This is a genomic window from Citrobacter amalonaticus, from assembly GCF_001559075.2.
GTDB lineage: Bacteria > Pseudomonadota > Gammaproteobacteria > Enterobacterales > Enterobacteriaceae > Citrobacter_A > Citrobacter_A amalonaticus_F.
The window spans coordinates 1596330-1618006 of sequence record NZ_CP014015.2; the positions used below are offsets into that span (position 1 = coordinate 1596330).

Sequence of the window (21677 nt, forward strand, 5' to 3'; positions counted from 1 at the left end):
AATGGAACTGTATCTGGATAGCGCCAATGTGGCGGAAGTCGAACGTCTGGCCCGCATCTTCCCTATCGCCGGGGTGACGACCAACCCGAGTATTGTCGCGGCAAGCAAAGAATCCATCTGGGATGTTCTGCCGCGTCTGCAAAAGGTGATTGGCGAAAACGGCGTTCTGTTTGCCCAGACCATGAGCCGCGATGCGCAGGGAATGGTGAACGAAGCTAAACGTCTGAACAATGCCGTTCCGGGAATTGTGGTGAAAATCCCAGTAACTTCTGAAGGACTGGTCGCCATCAATCAGTTGAAAAAAGAGGGCATAGTCACCCTGGGTACCGCCGTGTACAGCGCCTCTCAGGGACTGCTTGCCGCGCTGGCGGGGGCGAAATATGTCGCGCCTTACGTCAACCGCGTAGATGCCCAGGGCGGAGACGGTATCCGCACAGTTCAGGAATTACAGACGCTACTGGAACGTCATGCACCGAAAAGCAAAGTACTGGCCGCCAGTTTTAAAACGCCACGCCAGGCGCTGGATTGTCTGCTGGCGGGCTGTGAAGCAATCACCCTTCCTTTAGATGTAGCGCAACAAATGCTCGATACCCCTGCGGTACAGTCAGCTGTTGAGAAGTTTGAACAAGACTGGAAAAACGCATTCGGAAGCATTCATTTTTAGGCTAAATAATTCACGCGGCAGGAAGACGGCGACGCAGCGAATCCCAGGAGCTTACACCAGTAAGTGACTGGGGTGAGCGACAAATCTGTCAGGAACAGATTTGAACGTCGCGGAGCGGCGGCCCGTAAGGGCAAGTCTCATAGATGAGACGAGTAACTCAGAAGCCAACGCATCTGCAGCCTGAATTATGACGGATAAAAGAGGAAATAAAGTATGGATCGCATTATTCAATCCCCCGGTAAGTACATCCAGGGTGCAGATGTCATCACACGTCTTGGCGAATACCTCAAGCCGCTGGCTGAACGTTGGCTGGTTGTCGGCGACAAATTTGTTCTCGGTTTCGCTCAGGGCGAGCTGGAAAAAAGCTTTAAAAATGCAGGACTGGCGCTGGAAGTTGCGCCGTTTGGCGGTGAATGCTCGCAAAACGAGATCGACCGTTTGCGCAGCGTGGCGGAAAACGCGCAGTGTGGCGCCGTGCTCGGCATCGGCGGCGGTAAAACGCTGGATACCGCCAAAGCCCTTGCCCACTTTATGAACCTGCCTGTGGCGATCGCCCCGACCATCGCCTCAACCGATGCGCCATGCAGCGCCCTTTCGGTTATCTACACCGATGCCGGTGAATTTGATCGTTATCTGCTGCTACCGCATAACCCGCATATGGTTATCGTTGACACCAAAATCGTTGCCGGCGCCCCGGCGCGTCTGTTAGCCGCAGGGATTGGTGATGCGCTGGCCACCTGGTTTGAAGCGCGCGCGTGTTCACGCAGCGGCGCGATCACCATGGCGGGCGGCAAATGCACTCAGGCGGCGCTGGCGCTGGCTGAACTGTGCTACAACACGCTGCTCGAAGAGGGTGAAAAAGCGATGCTCGCCGCCGAACAGCACGTCGTGACCCCGGCGCTTGAACGCGTGATTGAAGCCAACACCTATCTGAGCGGCGTCGGCTTTGAAAGCGGCGGTCTGGCTGCCGCGCACGCGGTTCACAACGGCCTGACGGCGATCCCGGATGCGCACCACTACTATCACGGTGAAAAAGTGGCCTTTGGTACGCTGACTCAGCTGATTCTGGAAAACGCGCCGGTTGAAGAGATTGAGACCGTTGCCGCACTGTGCCATTCCGTCGGTCTGCCGATTACGCTGGCGCAACTGGATATCAAACAGGATATCCCGGCGAAAATGCGTATCGTGGCGGAAGCCTCCTGCGCGGAAGGCGAAACCATTCACAACATGCCTGGCGGCGCAACGCCGGATCAGGTTTATGCAGCGCTGTTGGTTGCCGACCAGTACGGTCAGCGCTATCTGCAAGAGTGGGAATAACGCGCTCTACACTCCCGGCATCGCCGGGAGTGTTTCTCATTTCATCAAGCCTGTTCTACCGCCTGTAGCTCACGCTTTTTCCGGCTGACAATTGCCAGCGCCATAACGATCAGCACAATTCCCCCACCCTCAACGGGACCGGGATTTTCGCCAAGCAGCCACCAGGAAAACAGTACGCTGCAGACCGGTACCGCCAGAGTGCTTAAACTGGCGATACTGGCAGGCAAATTCTTCAGGACAAACAGCCACAAACTCCAGGCCAGCGCCGTCGCAAGAATCGCGCTGTATCCCAGCGCCCAGAGGACCACCGGCTGCCAGTCAACTTCCCGCTGCGGCACCAGCCAGGCCACCGCACTCATCACCAGCGCGGCATACAACATCTGCCAGGCCGTTAACGACAGCAAATCGACGCGTGGATGGCGGGCATACAGACGTTTAGCGACAATGGCGCTCGCGCCCCAGCTGACGCCGGAGAGAATCGCCAGCAGGGCGCTCTTCAACGTTGATAAATCCAGTTGCCACGGTTGCAGCACCAGCAGTAGCCCTGTTGCGGCAAGGGCTATCGCGGCGTATTGCAGGCGTCGCAGTCGCTCACCCAGAAACAGCGCCGCCAGAATGACGACCCAGAATGGCATGGTATAGGTCAGAATCGCGACCTTTCCCGCCCCGCCGCTGACCAGCGCCCACTGGCCGAAGCCAATCATCCCGCAGGTCTGCAACAGCGCAATCGCCAGCGTAAACCGAAATGGCGTCGGGCGCAGACCACGGCCGCGCAAAAGGAGGACGATGAATAATATTAAGGCTCCGAAGATACAGCGTAATGCAGTGAAGTCGAACGCGCCGATATAGCTCGTGACCTGCTTCATAAAAATCCAGCTATAGCTCCAGATAAGGGTAAGCAAGATAAGACCACCGATTGCCAGTGGATTGCCCTTTCCTGAGACAGACATGATAGATCCAGTAGATTGACGTTTCCTGCGGACACTATACCCCTACAAATACACTTCAGCGACTGCAAGCAGTCGCTGAAGTGGGGTCAGATTACGTCAGCGTTGGGCTTACTGCAGGTCGAAACGGTCCAGGTTCATCACTTTCACCCATGCCGCGACAAAGTCCTTCACGAACTTCACGTGCGCATCACTACCGGCATACACTTCCGCCAGAGCACGCAGCACCGCATGAGAGCCAAAGACCAGATCGGCACGGGAAGCAGTGTATTTCACTTCACCTGTCTGACGATCGCGACCTTCAAACTGTTCGTTTGACTCATCAACCGGTTTCCATTCGTGACGCATATCCAGCAAATTAACGAAGAAGTCATTGCTGAGTACGCCCGGACGATCGGTAAAGACACCGTGTTTACTGCCATCGTAGTTCGCGCCAAGCACGCGCAGACCACCCACCAGCACGGTCATTTCCGGTGCGGTCAAGGTCAACTGCTGCGCTTTATCGATCAGCAGAGATTCTGTCGCTGCCGCGCCTGGTTCGCCGCGATAGTTACGGAACCCATCGGCGAGCGGCTTGAGCAGTTCAAACATCTCAATATCCGTCTGATCCTGACGCGCGTCCACACGACCTGGAGTAAACGGCACATGAATGCTGACACCTGCAGCGCTGGCGGCTTTTTCAACCCCCACGACACCAGCAAGAACGATGATATCGGCCAGCGACGCTTTAGCGGAATCACGCTGGATTTTCTCCAGAACCGGCAGCGCACGCGTAGCAATCGCATTGACATCCCAGCCGCGCTGCGGCGCTAATGCCAGACGCGCACCGTTCGCCCCGCCACGTTTATCACCGCCGCGGAAGGTCGACGCAGACGCCCACGCAACGGACACCAGCTCGCCCACTGAGAGACCGGAATCCGCAATGGCAGACTTCAGGCTCAGGATATCTTCTTCCGTTGGATTGAAGGTGGGTTGCGGCAGCGGATCCTGCCAAATCAGATCTTCTTTTGGCACTTCCGGTCCGATGTAACGCGCTTTCGGCCCCATATCACGGTGGGTCAGTTTGAACCACGCACGGGCGAAGGCTTCGTTAAACGCCTGCGGATCGTTCAGGAAGCGACGGGAAATTTTTTCGAATTCCGGATCAAAACGCAGCGTCAGGTCGGTGACCAGCATCGTCGGCTTACGTTTTTTCGACGGGTCGAACGGATCAGGAATAATTTCTGGCGCATCGACCGCTTCAAACTGGATGGCGCCGGCCGGGCTACGCGTCTGTACCCACTCATATTTGAACAGGTTCTCGAAGAAGTAGTTGCTCCACTGGGTTGGGGTTTGCGTCCAGACCACTTCCAGTCCGGATGTAATCGCATCCGCGCCCACACCGCTGCCAAAATCGCTTTTCCAGCCTAAACCCTGGTTTTCGAGCGGTGCCACTTCCGGGTCAGGGCCGACGTGCGTCGCCGGGCCTGCGCCGTGGGTTTTCCCTAATGTGTGGCCACCCGCAATTAACGCAACGGTCTCTTCATCGTTCATCCCCATGTTGCCAAAGGTTGCACGAATCGCTGAGGCCGCAGAAAGAGGTTCACCGCTGGCATTAGGACCTTCAGGGTTAACGTAAATCAGCCCCATCTCGGTGGCGGCTAAAGGACGTTTAGCCAGTTCTTCGGGGTCACGGTGGGCAAGCCACGTTTTCTCATCGCCCCAGTTTACATCCAGATCCGGTTCCCAGACGTCCTCACGACCTGCACCGAAACCAAAGGTACGGAAGCCGGAGTTTTCCAGCGCGACGTTACCCGCCAGAATAAACAGGTCAGCCCAGGAAATTTTTTGACCGTATTTTTGCTTGATTGGCCACAGCAGGCGACGCGCCTTATCCAGGCTCACGTTATCCGGCCAGGAATTCAGGGGAGCGAAACGCTGCTGTCCACGACCCGCGCCGCCGCGTCCGTCAACAGAACGATAGGTACCTGCGCCGTGCCAGGCCATGCGGATAAACAGACCGGCATAGGTTCCCCAGTCAGCAGGCCACCACGGTTGAGATTCGGTGAGAAGCGCTCTGAGATCGCCTTTCAGCGCGGCATAATCTAATTTGCTGAATTCTTTGCGGTAATCGAAATCTTCACCCAGCGGGTTTGAGCGATTGGAATGTTGGTTTAAAAGGTCGACGCGGAGCTGGTTAGGCCACCAGTCACGACTGGTTGTTCCTGCTCCAGCGCTCTGGTCATGGCCGCCCTGATGAAAAGGACATTTTCCGGCGGACGTCGGGTTATGGATATCGTCTGGCGTGCTCATCTATATGCTCCCTTTACAGTGTTTACATTACGATATACACCTACAGAGATAAGATATAGTCGAAATAATCCACAGATTCGATAGCTGATACCTTTTATATTTTTAGTTACAGAGATGTAGATCAAAATGAGGTGTAAAAAAGCCCTCCAGGGAGGGCCGAGGCATTTTAGACGCCGGGTCTGACACCCAGGGTGTGGCAAATCGCGTAGCTCATTTCAGCGCGGTTAAGTGTATAGAAATGAAAATCTTTTACCCCTTCCCGACTTAAAATTTTCACCATATCCATGGCGATATTTGCCCCCACCAGCTTGCGAGTTTCCGCATCGTCATCGAGGCCGTTAAACATTTGTGACATCCACGCCGGAATGCGCACATTGGTCATATCGGCAAACTTCTTCGCCTGCTTAAAGTTCGAGACCGGCAGAATGCCAGGAATGATTTCCACGTCAATACCCGCAGAGACGCAGCGGTCGCGAAAACGCAGGTAGCTTTCGACGTCAAAGAAAAATTGGGTGATGGCGCGGTTAGCCCCGGCATCCACTTTGCGTTTCAGGTTGAGCAGATCCGCCTGCGCGCTTTTCGCTTCCGGATGCACTTCCGGGTAAGCGGCGACGGAGATATCAAAGTCGGCCACCTCTTTCAGCAGGCTCACCAGGTCGGCAGCATACATATCCGGCTTGCCGCTGCCTGCCGGCAGATCGCCGCGCAGCGCAACGATGTGGCGGATTCCGTTGTTCCAGTAGTCCTGTGCAATAGTGCGCAGTTCATCGCGGGTCGCATCAATACAGGTCAGATGCGGTGCGGCTTCCAGACCGGTGCGATCTTTAATCCCTTTGATGATGCTGTGCGTGCGGTCGCGTTCGCCAGAGTTGGCGCCGTAGGTTACCGAAACAAACTTCGGCTTCAGGCTGCTCAGGCGATCGATGGAATTCCACAGGGTTTGCTCCATTTCACTGGTGCGCGGCGGGAAAAACTCGAACGAAACGTTAATCTGACCCTGGACTTCCGCCAGGCTCTGATTCAGGGCTTCCCGCTGGTTGGCGTGAAAAAAGCTCATACCTTACCTCATCAATCGCTTGTCATTATATGTTGTGTTGTGAACATCTATCCGTTTAGACGTCCAGATGTAAAAATGACGGAAAAGCGCGATGACGTCAACTGAAAAATCATCGTTGATGGTGAGGAAAAGTCAGGGAAGATGAAAAAAATTCACGTTAGTCGGCGATGCCGGCGGATAGCATCACGCTTTTCAGCCATTGTAAGCGCGCAGCGTTCTCCGGCAGCATCGCCAGCCCCGCCTGAACACTGAGCTCGCCGTCACTCAGTGGACGAAAAACCACGCCCTGACGCTGAATAGCAGCAAAGGAAGCAGGAAATAAGCTCAGACCATCGCCATGGGCAATTCGCGCCAGCAGAACGTCATGCTCCAGCGGTTCTTCAAGACAAGCAGGAGCGTAACCCACGCGCTGAAAGCGCGCCCGCGTAGCGTCAAAGAAGGCCGGATTTCGTTCCCGGCTGAACCAGAACAGCGGTCGGAGATTAAGTGCCTTCAGGGAGAGGGCGTCACTGCCAGACTCTGGCCAGATGGCAGGCAACGCAGCGATGAGCGGCTCGCGCCAGTCGAGCGGCGTGATAGCCAGTCCGGTGGTCTCCAGCGGCAGCGCCACCACGGCAGCATCCAGTTTTCCGCGTCGCACCTGACGTACGAGATCGGGCGAGCCCTGGCGCACAAGACGCAGGGTGTCGACCCGGGTATTCAGTTGCGTTTCCAGCGCGGCGAAAACGCCCTGCTCAAATGCCGTCGTCAGCCCCAGGCGCAACAACTGCACGCCGTCTGGCGCAAGCTGACTCAGGGCCGCATAGGTTTTATCCTGCTGTTCCAGCAGCGGACGCACGATCTCCAGCACGCGCAGCCCCTCATTTGTCAGCGTCAACCCTTTGGTATGACGGACAAACAGCGTCACCCCCAGACGTTCTTCAAGCTGGCGTATATGGCGGCTGAGCGGCGGTTGCGACATAAACAGTCGCAGGGCTGCCCGGCTCATGTTGTTCTCTTCCGCCACCACGGTAAAGTAACGCAGCAGGCGAATATCCAGAGAGTGCAGAGGCGGTGTTGTCATACCGAAAAGGTATCACGGAAACGGTATTATCCAAATCATTCCACCCATCCTATCCTCACGCCATCCCCTGACAGATGAGGAAGACACCATGCATTCAGAACGATTTATCACCGGTCAAAACCTGCTACAGCAGGTTGATGGCAAAGGCGGCGATGCCGTCGTCGAGAGCCTGAAGGACATTGCGCCCGACTTCGCTCGCTATCTGATTGAGTTTCCTTTTGGCGACATTTATTCCCGGCCTGGGCTGGATTTACGTAGTCGGGAAATCGCCACCGTTGCGGCCTTAACCGCACTGGGCAACGCCACGCCGCAGTTGAAGGTTCACATCGCTGCCGCGCTGCATGTTGGATTAACGCAGGAGGAGATTATCGAGGTCATGATGCAGATGGCGGTGTATGCCGGTTTCCCGGCGGCGCTGAACGGTCTGTTCGCCGCAAAAGAGGTGTTTGCCGGGCGGTAACGCGCCGGACAGGATGCTGAAGCATCTTATCCGGCCTGGATTATACCTGAACTGTAGGCCGGATAAGCGCAGCGCCATCCGGCAAAAAACTACAGCAGTTGCGCCAGACGGTTAATATCCGACTGAATCGCCCCGGCGGTGACGTCACGCCCGGCACCGGGTCCGCGGATCACCAACGGGTTATCGCGATACCAGCGGCTTTCAATAGCGAAGACGTTATCGCACGGCAGCAGCGCTGCCAACGGATGCTCTGGACGAACGGCTTCCACACCGACACGCGCTTTGCCGTTGGCGTCGAAACGCGCCACATAGCGCAGGACCAGCCCCATTTCGCGGGCTGCTTCCAGACGCTGCACCATCTGATCGTTCAGTTCATCGCCATTCTCAAAGAAGTGGTCGATTGAGCCTTCTTCACAATGCGCGGGAACCAGCGACTCAACGCGGACCTGATCCGGCTCGATGTCGTAGCCTGCTTCACGTGCCAGAATCACCAGCTTGCGCATCACATCTTTACCCGACAGGTCAACGCGCGGATCCGGCTCCGTCAGCCCCTGTTGCCAGGCCTGATCCACCAGATCGGTAAACGGCACAGAGCCATCAAACTGCAGGAACAGCCAGGACAGCGTGCCGGAGAAGATCCCGCTGATCGACAGGATAGTGTCGCCGCTGTCAATCAGATCGCGCACGGTGTGGTTGATCGGCAATCCTGCGCCCACGGTAGCGTTGTACAGCCAGTGACGCCCGGTCTTATCAAACGCGTCGTGGATCTGGCGATACTTATTGCTGGTGCTCGCCCCGGCCAGTTTGTTGGCGCTGATAACGTGAAAACCGTGGCTGGCAAAGTCGAGATACTGATCCGCCAGCTGTTCGCTAGCGGTCACATCCAGCACCACCAGATCGTCATACGGGTGCGCGCGCATCCACAGGAACAGCGACTCTTCATCCTGTTCAATGGCTTCATCATTGAAGAACGCCAGCGCCCGACTGGCGTCCAGCCCTTCATAGTTCAGCAGGCTGCGACGGCTATCCACCACCCCTGCCAGCACAAATTCAAAACCCGTACGCGCCGAGAGCGTGCTCTGCTCGCGGGCAAACAGCTCAAGCCAGCGGGAGCCGATGTTGCCCTTGCCGAAAAGCACCAGGCCGATGCGTTTTTCAGCGCGGAAAATGGACTGGTGAAGACCCTGAATCAGACTCTCCGTCGGGCCGGTACGCAGCACGGCCACCAGGCTGATACCCTCTTCCGACTGCCAGGTAAACTCCACTGGCTGTCCTTTCAACTGCTGCCAGAAACGATGACAGTGCAGCGGGTTACGGGTGACACCCGCACCTACCATCGCTACCAGCGCCAGCCCCTGACGTAAACGCAGTTCACCCGGCAGGCCGGCTTCATCGAGGATTCGCAGGGCGCTGTCGGCCACTTCCGAGGTGTAGCAGAACTGCAGCAGATGACGATCGGTATGGACGCCAACGGCCAGCGGACGCACCTGCGCACGCTTGAGGACCTGATCGATATCTTTATGCGCTTGCTTAAAGTCCTGGCTGGCAGGCACCTGGAATTCAATCAGACAGACGTCATCATGGCTGGTCACAATACGCGCGCCGGTCCCGGAAGCCAGCACGCGCTCAATGCGCGTGGAGCCTTGATCCGGCGTGTAGCTACAACGCAACTGGAGATCGATATCGCTACCGGAAACCGGCTGCAGCGTGCGGGCGTGCAGAACCGGCGCCGCCAGACGCGCCAGCTCGCTGGCTTCATCCAGGCGCAACAACGGCAGCAGGCAGGCATCTTTGACTTTACGCGGGTCAGCGCTGTACACCCCGGCCACGTCGCTCCAGATGGTGACGCGGGAAACGCCCGCCAGCGCGCCAATCTGCGTGGCGGAATAGTCAGAACCATTACGGCCCAGCAGCACCGTATCGCCCGCATTACTGCGGCTGATAAAGCCGGTGACGACCAGACGTTTCTGCGGATGCTGGATCAGCAGTTGCTGCAATAACGGGTAAGAAAGCCCTTCATCCACCTGCGGCTGCGCAGCGCGCTCGGCGCGTAAGAACTCACGCGCATCCAGCCAGGCCGACTCCATGCCCTGCTGATTGAGCACCGCGGACATCAGTCGCGCCGACCACACTTCGCCGTGACCCACAACCTCCGCATAAACGGCGTCATTCACACCGCTGTCCAGCAGATTTGCCAGACGTTCCAGATCGCTGATAAACAGGCTGGTTAATGCCTCCGCCACGTCGGCGGGAAGCAGGCCGCTAATCAGTTCACACTGATAGCGACGCAGGGTCTGTTGTACCTGATGCGCAGAGAGGCGATCGGTCTGACTTAATTTCAGCCAACTGATCAGTTGGTTGGTCGTACTGCCCGCAGCGGAAACCACCATCATGTCGTCAGGCTGTGAGTATTCCGCCATGATGCCCGCGACGCGCAGATAACACTTCACGTCAGCCAGACTACTACCACCAAATTTGTGCAGTTGACGACCCTTCGCCCCTGCCTGCGCAATCACACTCATGTTTACCCCTTGTTTGCAGCCCGGAAGCCATTTTCCAGGTCGGCAATTAAATCTTCGCCATCTTCAATACCGGTGGAGATACGCAGCAGCGTCTCGGAGATCCCGGCGGCAGCACGCGCTTCTGGCGCCATGCCGGCATGCGTCATCGTTGCGGCGTGAGAGATTAAGCTTTCCACTCCCCCTAAGGATTCCGCCAGCGTAAACAACGACAGACCGCTCAGGAAACGACGTAGCGTCTGCTCATCGCCATCCAGTTCAAAACTCAACATTGCGCCAAAACCCTTCTGCTGACGCGCCGCAATGTCATGCCCCTGATTTTCCGGCAGCGACGGGTGATACAGCTTTTTCACCAGCGGCTGGGTTTGCAGATAATCGACGATTGCCTGTGCATTACGCTGCGCCACTTCCATGCGCGGCGACAGCGTACGCAGCCCGCGCAGCAGCAGGTAGCTGTCAAATGCGCTGCCGGTCACGCCGATATTATTCGCCCACCATGCCAGTTCGGTGACGATTTCCGGATCTTTGGCTATCACCACGCCCGCCACGACGTCAGAGTGACCATTCAGATATTTCGTGCATGAATGCAACACCAGATCGGCGCCCAATGCCAGCGGATTTTGCAGCGCCGGGCTTAAAAAAGTGTTGTCAACGACGCTGATGGCTCCGGCTTCACGCGCCAGTTGGCAGATTTTCGCAATATCCACCACGCGTAACAGCGGATTACTCGGACTTTCAACCAGCACCAGTTTAGGTTTTTCGGCCAGCGCGGCCTGTAACGCCTGCTCATCTCCCTGATCGACAAAGCGCACGCGATAGCATCCGCGCTTCGCCAGACTGTCAAACAGGCGGTAGCTGCCGCCGTAGCAGTCATGCGGCGCCACCAGCAGATCGCCAGGCTTCAGGAACACGGTCGTCACCAGATGAATCGCCGACATACCGGTATTGGTCAGCACCGCACCCGCACCGCCTTCCAGTTCGGCCAGCGCACGCTGAACCACATCGCGCGTAGGGTTGCCGCGACGGGAGTAGTCATGAGCACGAGGCTCATTAAAACCGGTAAAATTATAGGTGCTGGAAAGGTGAATCGGCGGAACGACGCAACCGTACTGTTCGTCGTCATTTAACCCGCTACGCACTGCGATGGTGGCCTGTTTACGCGTCATGTTAGGGTGTTCCTGAGCTGAGTCGATGAAAAATCAGGTCCCAGAGTAAACAGGTTAACAATAGACGTCAATACATCTGGACATCTAAACTTCTTTGCGTATAGATTGAGCAAACTGGAAATAGCCGTTAAAATTATCTGCATTAGCGCACAACTACAGGTGCTTAATCCGTGTCACGGTATCGCCTGTACGGTAAACTATGCGGAATTACGGCGAGTAGTCACACTAATGGTGTGGTCTTGCCCCATATTAATGACGAAGAGGATTAAGGTATCTCATGGCTGAATGGAGCGGCGAATATATCAGCCCATACGCTGAGCACGGTAAGAAGAGTGAACAAGTAAAGAAAATTACGGTTTCCATTCCTCTGAAGGTGTTAAAAATCCTCACCGATGAACGCACGCGTCGTCAGGTGAACAACCTGCGTCACGCCACCAACAGCGAGCTGCTGTGTGAAGCGTTTCTGCATGCTTTTACCGGACAACCCCTGCCAAACGATGCAGACCTGCGCAAAGAGCGCAGCGATGAAATCCCGGAAGCGGCAAAAGAGATCATGCGTGAACTGGGTATCGACCCGGAGACGTGGGAATATTGATGCAGAGAAAGCAGAAGCCACGCTTCTGCTTTTTTTTCACGGTGATGACCGATTTGGCTCTCTTGGGTCAGGCAGGCTGATGGCGCTGCGTCTTCTGTCGATTTACATAACCAATCGTATTGTTTCCCCACAGCTGTTCGTACGGCATACCAGCCAGCATCTCCACGGTCTGACGCGCCTGAGGTGTGATCGCGTCCGGGGTAATCCCTCCGGCCTGACGCATTTTTAGCGTCTCTTCGCGCAGTATCTTGTGCGTTTTCAGGTTTAATCGAAAACGCAGCGAAACCAGGAATCCCAGGCAAAGCACCGCCACCGTACCGAAACTCAGGATCAGCATGATGGTATGGCTGACGCCCGGCACCTGAGTGGCCTGCCCTGAGACAAAACCGGAATACTGCATCACAATGCCGACCAACATAACGGCGCCAGCCTGAGACGCTTTGCGAGTCAGGGTCATGATGCCCGCAAATATTCCCTCGCGACGCTGTCCGGTGATGACCTCATCCACATCCGCAATGTAGGTATAAATGTTCCACGGGATATAGTTAATGCCGCCACGCCCCAGACCGGCCACTGCGGAAATCAGCAGTAACAGCGCTGAATTGTCGCTCATCCCGCTATAGTACAGCGCGGAGTATGACAGCGCGCCCAGGCCAAATAGCACAACCACCACGCGGTACGACGGCGCCGGGCCAAAACGGATACACAGCGGGATCATCGCCATCACGGCGATAAACTGCAGGATCGCCATCGTCCCCATGAGATTGGATGCCAGCGTTGGGCTTTGCATCAGCACGAACACCACGTAATAGGTAAACACGGCGTTGAAAACGTCCTGCGCAATATAGCCGCCGAGATACATCCCGAGATGCAGACGAAAAATACGAATGCGAAACGTTGAGCTCAGCTCAATCACCAGGCGGTGCAGACTCTGTCCCAGAGTGAGCTTTTTCGCCTGCGCCGCCAGCTCTTCCGCACTACGTTCACGTTCCCAGGTAAAGCACCAGACGAGAGTCAGCACTACGGCACACATAATGGCGAAGACCAGGCTGGCGTAAAAGAAGGAGATGGCATTATCCTTACCAAAATGGTTCAGCAAAATGCCGGGTAAAAAAGCCGCCAGGATCGCTGACAATTGCGCCATCGCGATACGCGCCCCGGAAAACTTCGTTTTCTGCCTGAAGTCGTCGGTCATTTCCGGAACCAGCGTTTCATAAGGTACCAGAATCATGGTGTAGACCACGTCGAACAACAGATAGGTGACCAGATAATACCAGTAGCTCATTCCCCCCATCCACATCAGGCTATAGGAGAAAACGCAGGGAATACCCAGTAAAATAAAGAACTTCCGCCGACCAAATCGTTTTCCCAACCACGTATTGCCAAAACTATCCGTCAGATACCCCATCAACGGACTGACCACCGCATCCAGAATTCTGGCCATCGCAAAAATAAACGTCGCTTCTATTGGCGTTAATCCGCAAAAGGTGGTGTAAAAATATAATAACCATGCCGCAGTCAGCGCGGTTGTCCCTGCGCCAAGACAATCACCTGAGCCATAGGCAAGGTAATTCACAAGACCTATTTTTCGCTTATTCATCTGGATTCCCTGATTATTAAGCATGAAGTACGTGCGGCAAAAAAATACGCTTACCGCACAGGAATATGTCATAGAGAAGAATTTATTAATCAGAAATTATAACCAATACCAATACGATAACGTGTCTGACGATCGTCGGTTGTCGCCGTATTATAGCCGGAAGAGACGTTACCCACTTCAGCAAAAGGAACCCAGGAACCTATTTTATAGGCTACGCGAAAGTTAAGTTCATAGTCTTCTTTTTTATTATTATATAAATCTTCACTGTCTGCGATTTTATAAATACCGTTCAGTTCAAACATCCAGTCATGAAGGTTATAGCCCAACCAGGCTTCCGGGCGATAAACCATTCGATCATCCCTGCCTTCTGAATTGCGACGAGTATACTCAAAACGATAACGGAATGCCGTCCACCAACTATCATTGATATTATATTGCACGCGCAAATACGGCTTATAGATGGCCTGGCCTTCATCTGTTTCTATTGCCAGTCCCGGTTGCCAGACAAGGTTTTGCCAGGTGAACTGGTAACTGGCCGTGTACTCGTTACCGTTCGTCTCCATGTTATTAACCGGATGTTTTGGATCCGAATCATCGGAGCGCGAAATCGCCTCTACCGCAACGCCAAATCCACTGGCAAAACGATGGGACATATAAACACGGTCATAGTTACGTCCGTCGTCATAATATTCATGACGATAATCTACATAGCCGGCATGAGCGGCTCCAGATAATATTGGAATAAGTAATAACGCATATCTACGCTTCATAGCAATCCCTCTCAATAGAAAACGTCCACAACAATCTGACCTTATCAACATCACTACGATAAAAATGCAATGATGAAAATAAAGATAAAATAATTTTATATTACGCAGTGAAGTTTATTTAAGTGGGAAAGGTAAAACCTTTCAAATTTTGCCAGCAAATAAAAATTATGGCAAAAAAGGGAAGATAAGAGAGACAGACATCACCAACAGAAACAATTTACCGATAAATTAAAAACACCATTTCAAGTTAGTGTCACATTATTCATTCAAGACGTCAATGATATATATGGAACAGATAAAATTCAGATACAAAAAAAGCGCCAGTCGGCGCTTTTTTTTTGACAGCTGAAACTTATTTGCTGCCCGGGATGTTGAAGCGCTTGTTGAAGCGGTCAACACGGCCACCGGTTGCAACGTCACGCTGTTTGCCAGTGTAGAACGGGTGGCATTTACCGCACACGTCCAGGTTCAGATCGTGACCAACGGTAGAGCGGATTTTCATGACGTTACCGCAAGAACAGGTAGCAGTAATTTCTTCGTATTTCGGGTGAATATCTTTTTTCATGGGGAAACCTCAGTTTAAGGCCGCGTCGCTCTTCCAGCCCTAACGCCAGACACCACGCGATGTTGATAGTATAGTTTTGACACAAGCAATTTGCATCAAAGGCGGCGAATCATACAGAAATTAGCCCACTCATGCAAACTGATTCGCTCGTCACCCACGACTAATGTGTATACTAACCCGCCAGATTTCAAGTCAGGACGATTTATGCCCGTAGCGCACGTTGCCTTACCCGTTCCGCTTCCACGCACCTTTGACTATCTTCTGCCGGAAGGCATGAACGTCAAGGCCGGGTGTCGCGTGCGCGTGCCGTTTGGCAAGCAGCAGGAGCGTGTCGGGATCGTGGTCTCGGTCAGCGACAAAAGCGAGCTGCCGCTGCATGAACTGAAAGCGATCGTTGACGTGCTGGATGATGAACCGCTCTTTTCGACCTCCGTCTGGCGTCTGCTGATCTGGGCGGCGGATTATTATCATCATCCCATCGGCGATGTGCTGTTCCACGCCCTGCCCATCCTGTTGCGCCAGGGGAAACCCGCTACCAACGCGCCAATGTGGTACTGGTTTGCCACCGAAGAGGGTCAGGCCGTTGATCTCAATAGCCTGAAGCGTTCCCCCAAACAGCAGCGGGCGCTGGCTGCGTTGCGACAGGGAAAAATCTGGCGCGATCGCGTGGCCGATCTCGAATTCAACGATGCCGCGCTTCAGGCGCTGCGTAAAAAAGGCTTGTGCGAACTGGCGAGCGAAACGCCTGGTTTTAGCGACTGGCGCACAAATTACGCGGTCTGCGGCGAACGTCTGCGCCTGAACACCGAACAGGCCACCGCCGTTGGCGCCATTCACAGTGCGTCAGACAGTTTCTCTGCCTGGTTGCTGGCCGGGGTGACGGGGTCAGGTAAAACCGAAGTTTACCTGAGCGTACTGGAAAACGTCCTCGCGCAGGGTAAACAGGCGCTGGTAATGGTGCCGGAAATTGGCCTGACGCCGCAAACCATCGCCCGCTTTCGCGAACGTTTCAACGCGCCGGTGGAAGTACTCCACTCCGCGCTCAACGACAGCGAACGCCTCTCTGCCTGGCTGAAGGCGAAAAACGGCGAAGCGGCGATCGTCATTGGCACCCGATCCTCCTTATTTACACCGTTTAAAAATCTTGGCGTGATCGTGATCGATGAAGAACACGACAGTTCCTATAAACAGCAGGAAGGCTGGCGCTACCATGCCCGCGATCTGGCGGTCTGGCGCGCCCATAGTGAACACATCCCGATTATCCTCGGTTCGGCCACCCCGGCGCTGGAAACGCTGTGCAACGTGCGGCAGAAAAAATACCGCATGCTGCGCCTGACACGCCGGGCCGGAAACGCGCGCCCCGCCACCCAGCACGTACTGGATTTAAAAGGTCAGCAGGTACAGGCTGGTCTGGCGCCGGCGCTGATCGCCCGTATGCGCCAGCATTTACAGGCCGACAACCAGGTGATTTTATTCCTCAATCGCCGGGGCTTTGCGCCTGCGTTGCTTTGCCACGACTGCGGCTGGATTGCAGAGTGTCCGCGTTGCGATCACTATTACACCCTGCACCAGGCGCAACACCACTTGCGCTGTCACCACTGCGACAGTCAGCGCCCGGTGCCGCGTCAGTGCCCCTCCTGCGGCTCCACGCATATGGTGCCGGTCGGGTTAGGCACCGAGCAGCTTGAACAAGCCTTAGCCCCCTTCTTTCCCGGCGTGCCGATTTCCCGCATTGACCGCGACACCACCAGCCGAAAAGGATCGCTTGAGCAGCATCTGGCGGAGGTGCATCGCGGCGGCGCAAGGATTCTGATCGGCACCCAGATGCTGGCGAAAGGCCACCATTTCCCTGATGTGACGCTGGTTGCGCTACTGGATGTGGATGGCGCGTTGTTCTCCGCAGACTTCCGCTCGGCGGAGCGCTTTGCCCAACTTTATACTCAGGTTTCCGGGCGCGCAGGACGCGCAGGCAAACAGGGGGAAGTGGTTTTGCAGACTCATCATCCGGAACATCCGCTGCTGCAAACCCTGTTGCATAAAGGCTATGACGCATTTGCCGAACAGGCGCTGGCCGAACGCCAAACGATGCAACTGCCGCCGTGGACCAGCCACGTCATCGTGCGTGCAGAAGATCATAATAATCAGCAGGCTCCGCTGTTTTTGCAGCAGTTGCGTAATCTGATCCAGGCCAGCCCGCTGGCAGATGACAAGCTCTGGGTGTTAGGCCCCGTTCCGGCGCTGGCGCCGAAGCGCGGCGGACGCTATCGCTGGCAGATTTTATTGCAACATCCGTCACGAATTCGTTTGCAACATATCGTCAGTGGAACGCTCGCGCTCATCAATACCTTACCGGATTCACGCAAGGTGAAATGGGTGCTGGATGTCGATCCTATTGAGGGATAATCCCCTCACGATGCGAGGCGGATCGTAAAATTTAACACCCATCACACTTTTTATGAAAATTCTGTAACCGTTTCCATTCGCTATCTGATAAAAATGTTTCCGATGTGAATTTAAACAGGGATTGTGCTGCGCCGGATTTCCCAGGCGAGGAGAAAGAGTGAAACCGAATAAGCAGGTTGCTGCCGCTACAATGAAAGATGTTGCTATGAAGGCGAAAGTCTCAACGGCAACCGTGTCTCGCGCGCTAATGAACCCGGATAAAGTCTCTCAGTCCACCCGAAACCGGGTTGAACAGGCAGCTGTAGAGGTGGGGTATTTACCGCAGGCGGCGGGACGCAACGTCAAACGCAATGAATCGCGAACCATCCTGGTGATTGTTCCGGATATTTGCGATCCCTTCTTTAGCGAACTGATCCGTGGGATCGAGGTCACCGCCGCCAGTCATGGCTATCTGGTGCTGATCGGCGATTGCGCGCATCAGAACCAGCAGGAAAAAACCTTCGTCAATCTGATCATCACCAAGCAAATTGATGGCATGCTGCTGCTGGGCTCTCGTCTGCCGTTTGACGCCAGTATTGAAGAGCAGCGCAATCTGCCGCCGATGGTGATGGCGAACGAATTTGCGCCGGAACTGGAACTGCCCACCGTCCATATCGATAACCTGACCGCCGCCTTCAATGCCGTGAACTACCTGCATGAGCTGGGACATCAGCGCATTGGCTGCATTGCCGGGCCGGAAGAGATGCCGCTGTGTCATTACCGCTTGCAGGGTTACGTACAGGCGCTGCGTCGTTGCGGTATTACCGTTGATCCACACTATATCGCCCGTGGGGATTTTACCTACGAAGCGGGCGGCAATGCGCTTAAACAACTGTTCGACTTGCCGCAACCACCGACAGCGGTATTCTGTCATAGCGATGTCATGGCGCTTGGCGCCCTCTCATGGGCCAAACGTCAGGGCATCAACGTCCCGGATGACCTGTCGATTATTGGTTTCGACAACATCGCCCTGGCGGAATTTTGCGATCCGCCGCTGACCACCGTTGCGCAACCGCGCTTCGAAATTGGTCGCGAAGCGATGCTGTTGCTGCTTGACCAAATTCAGGGGCAAAATGTCAACAGCGGCTCGCGTTTAATGGATTGTGAGTTAATCCTTCGGGGTACGACGCGCGCCTTAACGTAAACCTTTCAGACACCGTGTCTGGTCAAAGGCCCGCCGCTTAAGTAACATGGCGGGCTGACGAACGAATCAATACAGCGAAACGATAGTGGCACAACGAGATTATGTACGTCGCGGCCAACCGGCATCTTCGCGGCGCAAAAAGAGCACCTCACGGAAAAAGCAACGCAACACGTCTGCGGTATCGCCCGCAATGGTCGCCATTGCCGCCGCCGTGCTTGTGGCCTTTATCGGTGGTCTGTACTTCATTACGCATCATAAAAAAGAAGAATCCGAAACGTTGCAGGGTCAGAAAGTGACCGGCAACGGGTTGCCGCCAAAACCGGAAGAGCGCTGGCGCTATATTAAAGAGCTGGAAAGCCGCCAGCCGGGCGTACGTACGCCTACAGAACCGTCTGCCGGTGGTGAAGTCATGAAGCCGGATCAACTGACTGAAGAACAGCGCCAGCTACTTGCGCAAATGCAGGCCGATATGCGCCAGCAGCCGACGCAGCTCAACGAAGTGCCGTGGAACGAGCAGACGCCGGCACAGCGTCAGCAAACGTTGCAGCGCCAGGCTCAGCAACGTCAGGTTGAGCAACAACAGCAGCAGTGGAACAGCACGCCGCCGGTTCAACAGCCGCGTACGCCGCCACAGACGCAAACGCGTACTGCGCAAACGGCGCCAGTACAGCAACCGTCGAAGCCTGCTACGCAGCCGCAGAAATCTGCCACGACATCGCAGCCGTACCAGGATCTGCTACAGACACCGGCGCACACCACGGCGTCGCAGCCAAAAACACAGCCAGCCGCGCCGGTTGAGCGCGTGCCAGAGGCTCCGAAGCCGACGGCAGAGAAGAAAGACGAACGTCGCTGGATGGTGCAGTGTGGTTCGTTTAAAGGCGCTGAGCAGGCAGAAACCGTGCGTGCGCAGTTAGCTTTTGAAGGCTTTGACTCCAAAATCACCACCAACAATGGCTGGAACCGCGTGGTCATCGGGCCGGTGAAAGGCAAAGAGAATGCCGACAGCACCATTAGCCGTCTGAAGATGGCAGGTCACACAAACTGTATTCGACTCGCCTCCGGGGGTTGAAACCCCCAAAATCCCCCCCATCTATAGTTGCATTACGCCCCGTACACTGTGCGGGGCTTGTATTCTGTATTTGTAACCAAGGGGTCTGCTCGTGACAACAATAGTAAGCGTACGCCGTAACGGCCATGTGGTTATCGCCGGTGATGGTCAGGCCACACTGGGTAACACCGTAATGAAAGGCAACGTGAAGAAAGTGCGTCGTCTGTACAACGACAAAGTCATTGCTGGCTTTGCGGGTGGTACGGCGGATGCATTCACGCTGTTCGAACTGTTTGAGCGCAAGCTGGAAATGCATCAGGGACATCTGGTCAAAGCCGCCGTTGAGCTGGCGAAAGACTGGCGTACCGATCGCATGCTGCGCAAACTTGAAGCGCTGTTGGCGGTCGCGGATGAAACCGCCTCCCTCATCATCACCGGTAACGGTGACGTCGTGCAGCCGGAAAACGATCTGATTGCCATCGGCTCCGGCGGTCCCTACGCCCAGGCTGCGGCACGTGCTCTGCTGGAAAACACCGAGCTCGGCGCTCGCGACATTGCTGAAAAAGCGTTGGATATTGCAGGTGATATCTGCATTTACACCAACCATTTCCATACCATTGAAGAATTACCGTCTAAAGCGTAAGGATCTCCCATGTCTGAAATGACCCCACGCGAAATCGTCAGCGAACTGAATAAGCACATCATCGGCCAGGATAACGCCAAGCGTTCCGTGGCGATTGCACTGCGTAACCGCTGGCGCCGCATGCAGCTCGACGAAGAGCTGCGCCATGAAGTCACACCGAAAAACATTCTGATGATCGGCCCAACCGGCGTCGGTAAAACCGAAATCGCCCGTCGTCTGGCAAAGCTTGCCAACGCGCCGTTCATCAAAGTGGAAGCGACAAAATTCACCGAAGTGGGTTATGTCGGTAAAGAAGTCGACTCTATCATCCGCGATCTGACCGATGCCGCCATCAAAATGGTTCGCGTCCAGGCGATCGAAAAAAACCGCTATCGTGCGGAAGAGATGGCAGAAGAGCGCATTCTTGATGTGCTGATCCCACCAGCTAAAAATAACTGGGGCCAGGCGGAGCAACAGTCTGAACCGTCCGCTGCACGTCAGGCGTTCCGTAAAAAGCTGCGTGAAGGCCAGCTCGACGATAAAGAAATCGAGATCGATCTTGCCGCCGCGCCGATGGGCGTGGAAATCATGGCGCCTCCGGGAATGGAAGAGATGACCAGCCAGCTGCAGTCCATGTTCCAGAACCTGGGCGGGCAGAAGCAGAAAGCGCGTAAGCTGAAAATCAAAGACGCGATGAAGCTGCTGATTGAAGAAGAAGCGGCCAAACTGGTGAACCCGGAAGAGCTGAAACAGGAAGCTATCGACGCCGTTGAGCAGCACGGGATCGTGTTTATCGACGAAATCGACAAAATCTGTAAGCGCGGCGAATCCTCAGGCCCGGACGTGTCCCGTGAAGGCGTACAGCGCGACCTGCTGCCGCTGGTTGAAGGCTGCACCGTCTCGACCAAACACGGTATGGTCAAAACCGACCACATTCTGTTTATCGCCTCCGGCGCATTCCAGGTGGCGAAACCGTCTGACCTGATCCCGGAACTGCAGGGCCGTCTGCCGATTCGCGTAGAGCTGCAGGCGCTGACCACCAGCGACTTCGAACGTATTCTGACGGAACCTAACGCTTCTGTTACCGTGCAGTACAAAGCGCTGATGGCGACCGAAGGCGTCAACATTGAGTTTACTGAATCCGGTATCAAGCGTATTGCTGAAGCAGCATGGCAGGTTAACGAGACCACCGAAAACATCGGTGCCCGTCGCCTGCACACCGTTCTGGAGCGTCTGATGGAAGATATTTCCTATGATGCGAGCGATTTGAACGGTCAAAGCATAACAATTGATGCGGATTATGTGAGCAAACATCTGGATGCGCTGGTCGCAGATGAAGATCTGAGCCGTTTTATCCTATAATCGCGTTCACTGCATTTTCATCATTGTTGATGGGGCTGAAAGGC

General features: G+C 55.1%; 18 protein-coding genes. 9 read left to right on the plus strand and 9 right to left on the minus strand.

The annotated features are described in order from the left end of the window. The first annotated feature begins 1 nt into the window (after window position 1). Window positions 2-664 carry a fructose-6-phosphate aldolase gene (fsa, locus tag AL479_RS07645; RefSeq protein WP_061075656.1) on the plus strand — a complete coding sequence of 221 codons (663 nt, stop codon included), beginning with the start codon at window positions 2-4 and terminating at the stop codon, window positions 662-664. A gap of 213 nt (window positions 665-877) precedes the next feature. Next, a complete protein-coding gene (gldA, locus tag AL479_RS07655) occupies window positions 878-1981 on the plus strand; it encodes a bifunctional L-1,2-propanediol dehydrogenase/glycerol dehydrogenase (protein WP_061069494.1) in 1104 nt (367 codons plus the stop codon). Window positions 1982-2025: 44 nt separating this feature from the next. On the opposite strand, the gene AL479_RS07660 is transcribed toward gldA, so the two are convergent. The 4 genes from AL479_RS07660 to AL479_RS07675 form a co-directional block, all read right to left on the minus strand. After that, window positions 2026-2931: a DMT family transporter gene (locus tag AL479_RS07660; protein ID WP_061075657.1), complete on the minus strand. Its 906-nt coding sequence runs from the start codon at window positions 2929-2931 to the stop codon at window positions 2026-2028. 108 nt (window positions 2932-3039) lie between these two features. Next, window positions 3040-5220 carry a catalase/peroxidase HPI gene (gene katG, locus AL479_RS07665; RefSeq protein WP_061075658.1) on the minus strand — a complete coding sequence of 727 codons (2181 nt, stop codon included), beginning with the start codon at window positions 5218-5220 and terminating at the stop codon, window positions 3040-3042. A gap of 166 nt (window positions 5221-5386) precedes the next feature. Beyond that, window positions 5387-6277, minus strand: coding sequence for a methylenetetrahydrofolate reductase (gene metF / locus AL479_RS07670; RefSeq protein ID WP_061075659.1), 891 nt, complete (start codon window positions 6275-6277; stop codon window positions 5387-5389). Window positions 6278-6434: 157 nt separating this feature from the next. Beyond that, window positions 6435-7340, minus strand: coding sequence for a LysR family transcriptional regulator (locus AL479_RS07675; protein ID WP_061075660.1), 906 nt, complete (start codon window positions 7338-7340; stop codon window positions 6435-6437). A gap of 88 nt (window positions 7341-7428) precedes the next feature. Here AL479_RS07675 and AL479_RS07680 point away from each other — a divergent pair, with 88 nt between their 5' ends. Continuing rightward, window positions 7429-7800: a carboxymuconolactone decarboxylase family protein gene (locus tag AL479_RS07680; protein WP_061075661.1), complete on the plus strand. Its 372-nt coding sequence runs from the start codon at window positions 7429-7431 to the stop codon at window positions 7798-7800. Between the two features lie 89 nt (window positions 7801-7889). Here AL479_RS07680 and metL read toward each other — a convergent pair whose 3' ends face one another. Together metL and metB are read right to left on the minus strand one after the other, a co-directional pair. After that, a complete protein-coding gene (gene metL, locus AL479_RS07685; RefSeq protein ID WP_046493460.1) occupies window positions 7890-10322 on the minus strand; it encodes a bifunctional aspartate kinase/homoserine dehydrogenase II in 2433 nt (810 codons plus the stop codon). Window positions 10323-10324: 2 nt separating this feature from the next. Continuing rightward, on the minus strand, window positions 10325-11485 hold the full coding sequence (metB, locus tag AL479_RS07690) for a cystathionine gamma-synthase (RefSeq protein ID WP_061075662.1): 1161 nt from the start codon (window positions 11483-11485) through the stop codon (window positions 10325-10327). Between the two features lie 277 nt (window positions 11486-11762). Here metB and metJ point away from each other — a divergent pair, with 277 nt between their 5' ends. Next, window positions 11763-12080 (plus strand): met regulon transcriptional regulator MetJ, encoded by a 318-nt coding sequence (gene metJ, locus AL479_RS07695; protein WP_042325599.1) that lies wholly within the window; start codon window positions 11763-11765, stop codon window positions 12078-12080. Between the two features lie 67 nt (window positions 12081-12147). Here metJ and AL479_RS07700 read toward each other — a convergent pair whose 3' ends face one another. From AL479_RS07700 to rpmE, 3 genes are all read right to left on the minus strand, one after another. Continuing rightward, on the minus strand, window positions 12148-13680 hold the full coding sequence (locus tag AL479_RS07700) for an MFS transporter (protein ID WP_061075663.1): 1533 nt from the start codon (window positions 13678-13680) through the stop codon (window positions 12148-12150). 89 nt (window positions 13681-13769) lie between these two features. Next, the gene (locus AL479_RS07705; RefSeq protein WP_061075664.1) at window positions 13770-14450 is read right to left on the minus strand and encodes an oligogalacturonate-specific porin KdgM family protein; all 681 of its coding nucleotides are present in this window, start codon (window positions 14448-14450) and stop codon (window positions 13770-13772) included. Window positions 14451-14802: 352 nt separating this feature from the next. Beyond that, window positions 14803-15015 (minus strand): 50S ribosomal protein L31, encoded by a 213-nt coding sequence (rpmE, locus tag AL479_RS07710; protein ID WP_042325590.1) that lies wholly within the window; start codon window positions 15013-15015, stop codon window positions 14803-14805. Window positions 15016-15219: 204 nt separating this feature from the next. On the opposite strand from rpmE, the gene priA reads away from it, so the two are divergent. The 5 genes from priA (at window position 15220) to hslU (ending at window position 21633) form a co-directional block, all read left to right on the plus strand. Further along, window positions 15220-17418 carry a primosomal protein N' gene (gene priA, locus AL479_RS07715; protein ID WP_105291732.1) on the plus strand — a complete coding sequence of 733 codons (2199 nt, stop codon included), beginning with the start codon at window positions 15220-15222 and terminating at the stop codon, window positions 17416-17418. Window positions 17419-17575: 157 nt separating this feature from the next. Further along, window positions 17576-18601, plus strand: coding sequence for a DNA-binding transcriptional regulator CytR (cytR, locus tag AL479_RS07720; protein WP_044257471.1), 1026 nt, complete (start codon window positions 17576-17578; stop codon window positions 18599-18601). A gap of 85 nt (window positions 18602-18686) precedes the next feature. After that, window positions 18687-19670 carry a cell division protein FtsN gene (ftsN, locus tag AL479_RS07725; protein ID WP_061075665.1) on the plus strand — a complete coding sequence of 328 codons (984 nt, stop codon included), beginning with the start codon at window positions 18687-18689 and terminating at the stop codon, window positions 19668-19670. A 91-nt stretch (window positions 19671-19761) separates the two neighbouring features. Further along, window positions 19762-20292, plus strand: a complete 531-nt coding sequence (gene hslV, locus AL479_RS07730) for an ATP-dependent protease subunit HslV (protein WP_015966504.1) — start codon at window positions 19762-19764, stop codon at window positions 20290-20292. Window positions 20293-20301: 9 nt separating this feature from the next. Further along, window positions 20302-21633 (plus strand): HslU--HslV peptidase ATPase subunit, encoded by a 1332-nt coding sequence (hslU, locus tag AL479_RS07735; RefSeq protein WP_044257468.1) that lies wholly within the window; start codon window positions 20302-20304, stop codon window positions 21631-21633. The last annotated feature ends 44 nt before the right edge of the window (window positions 21634-21677 follow it).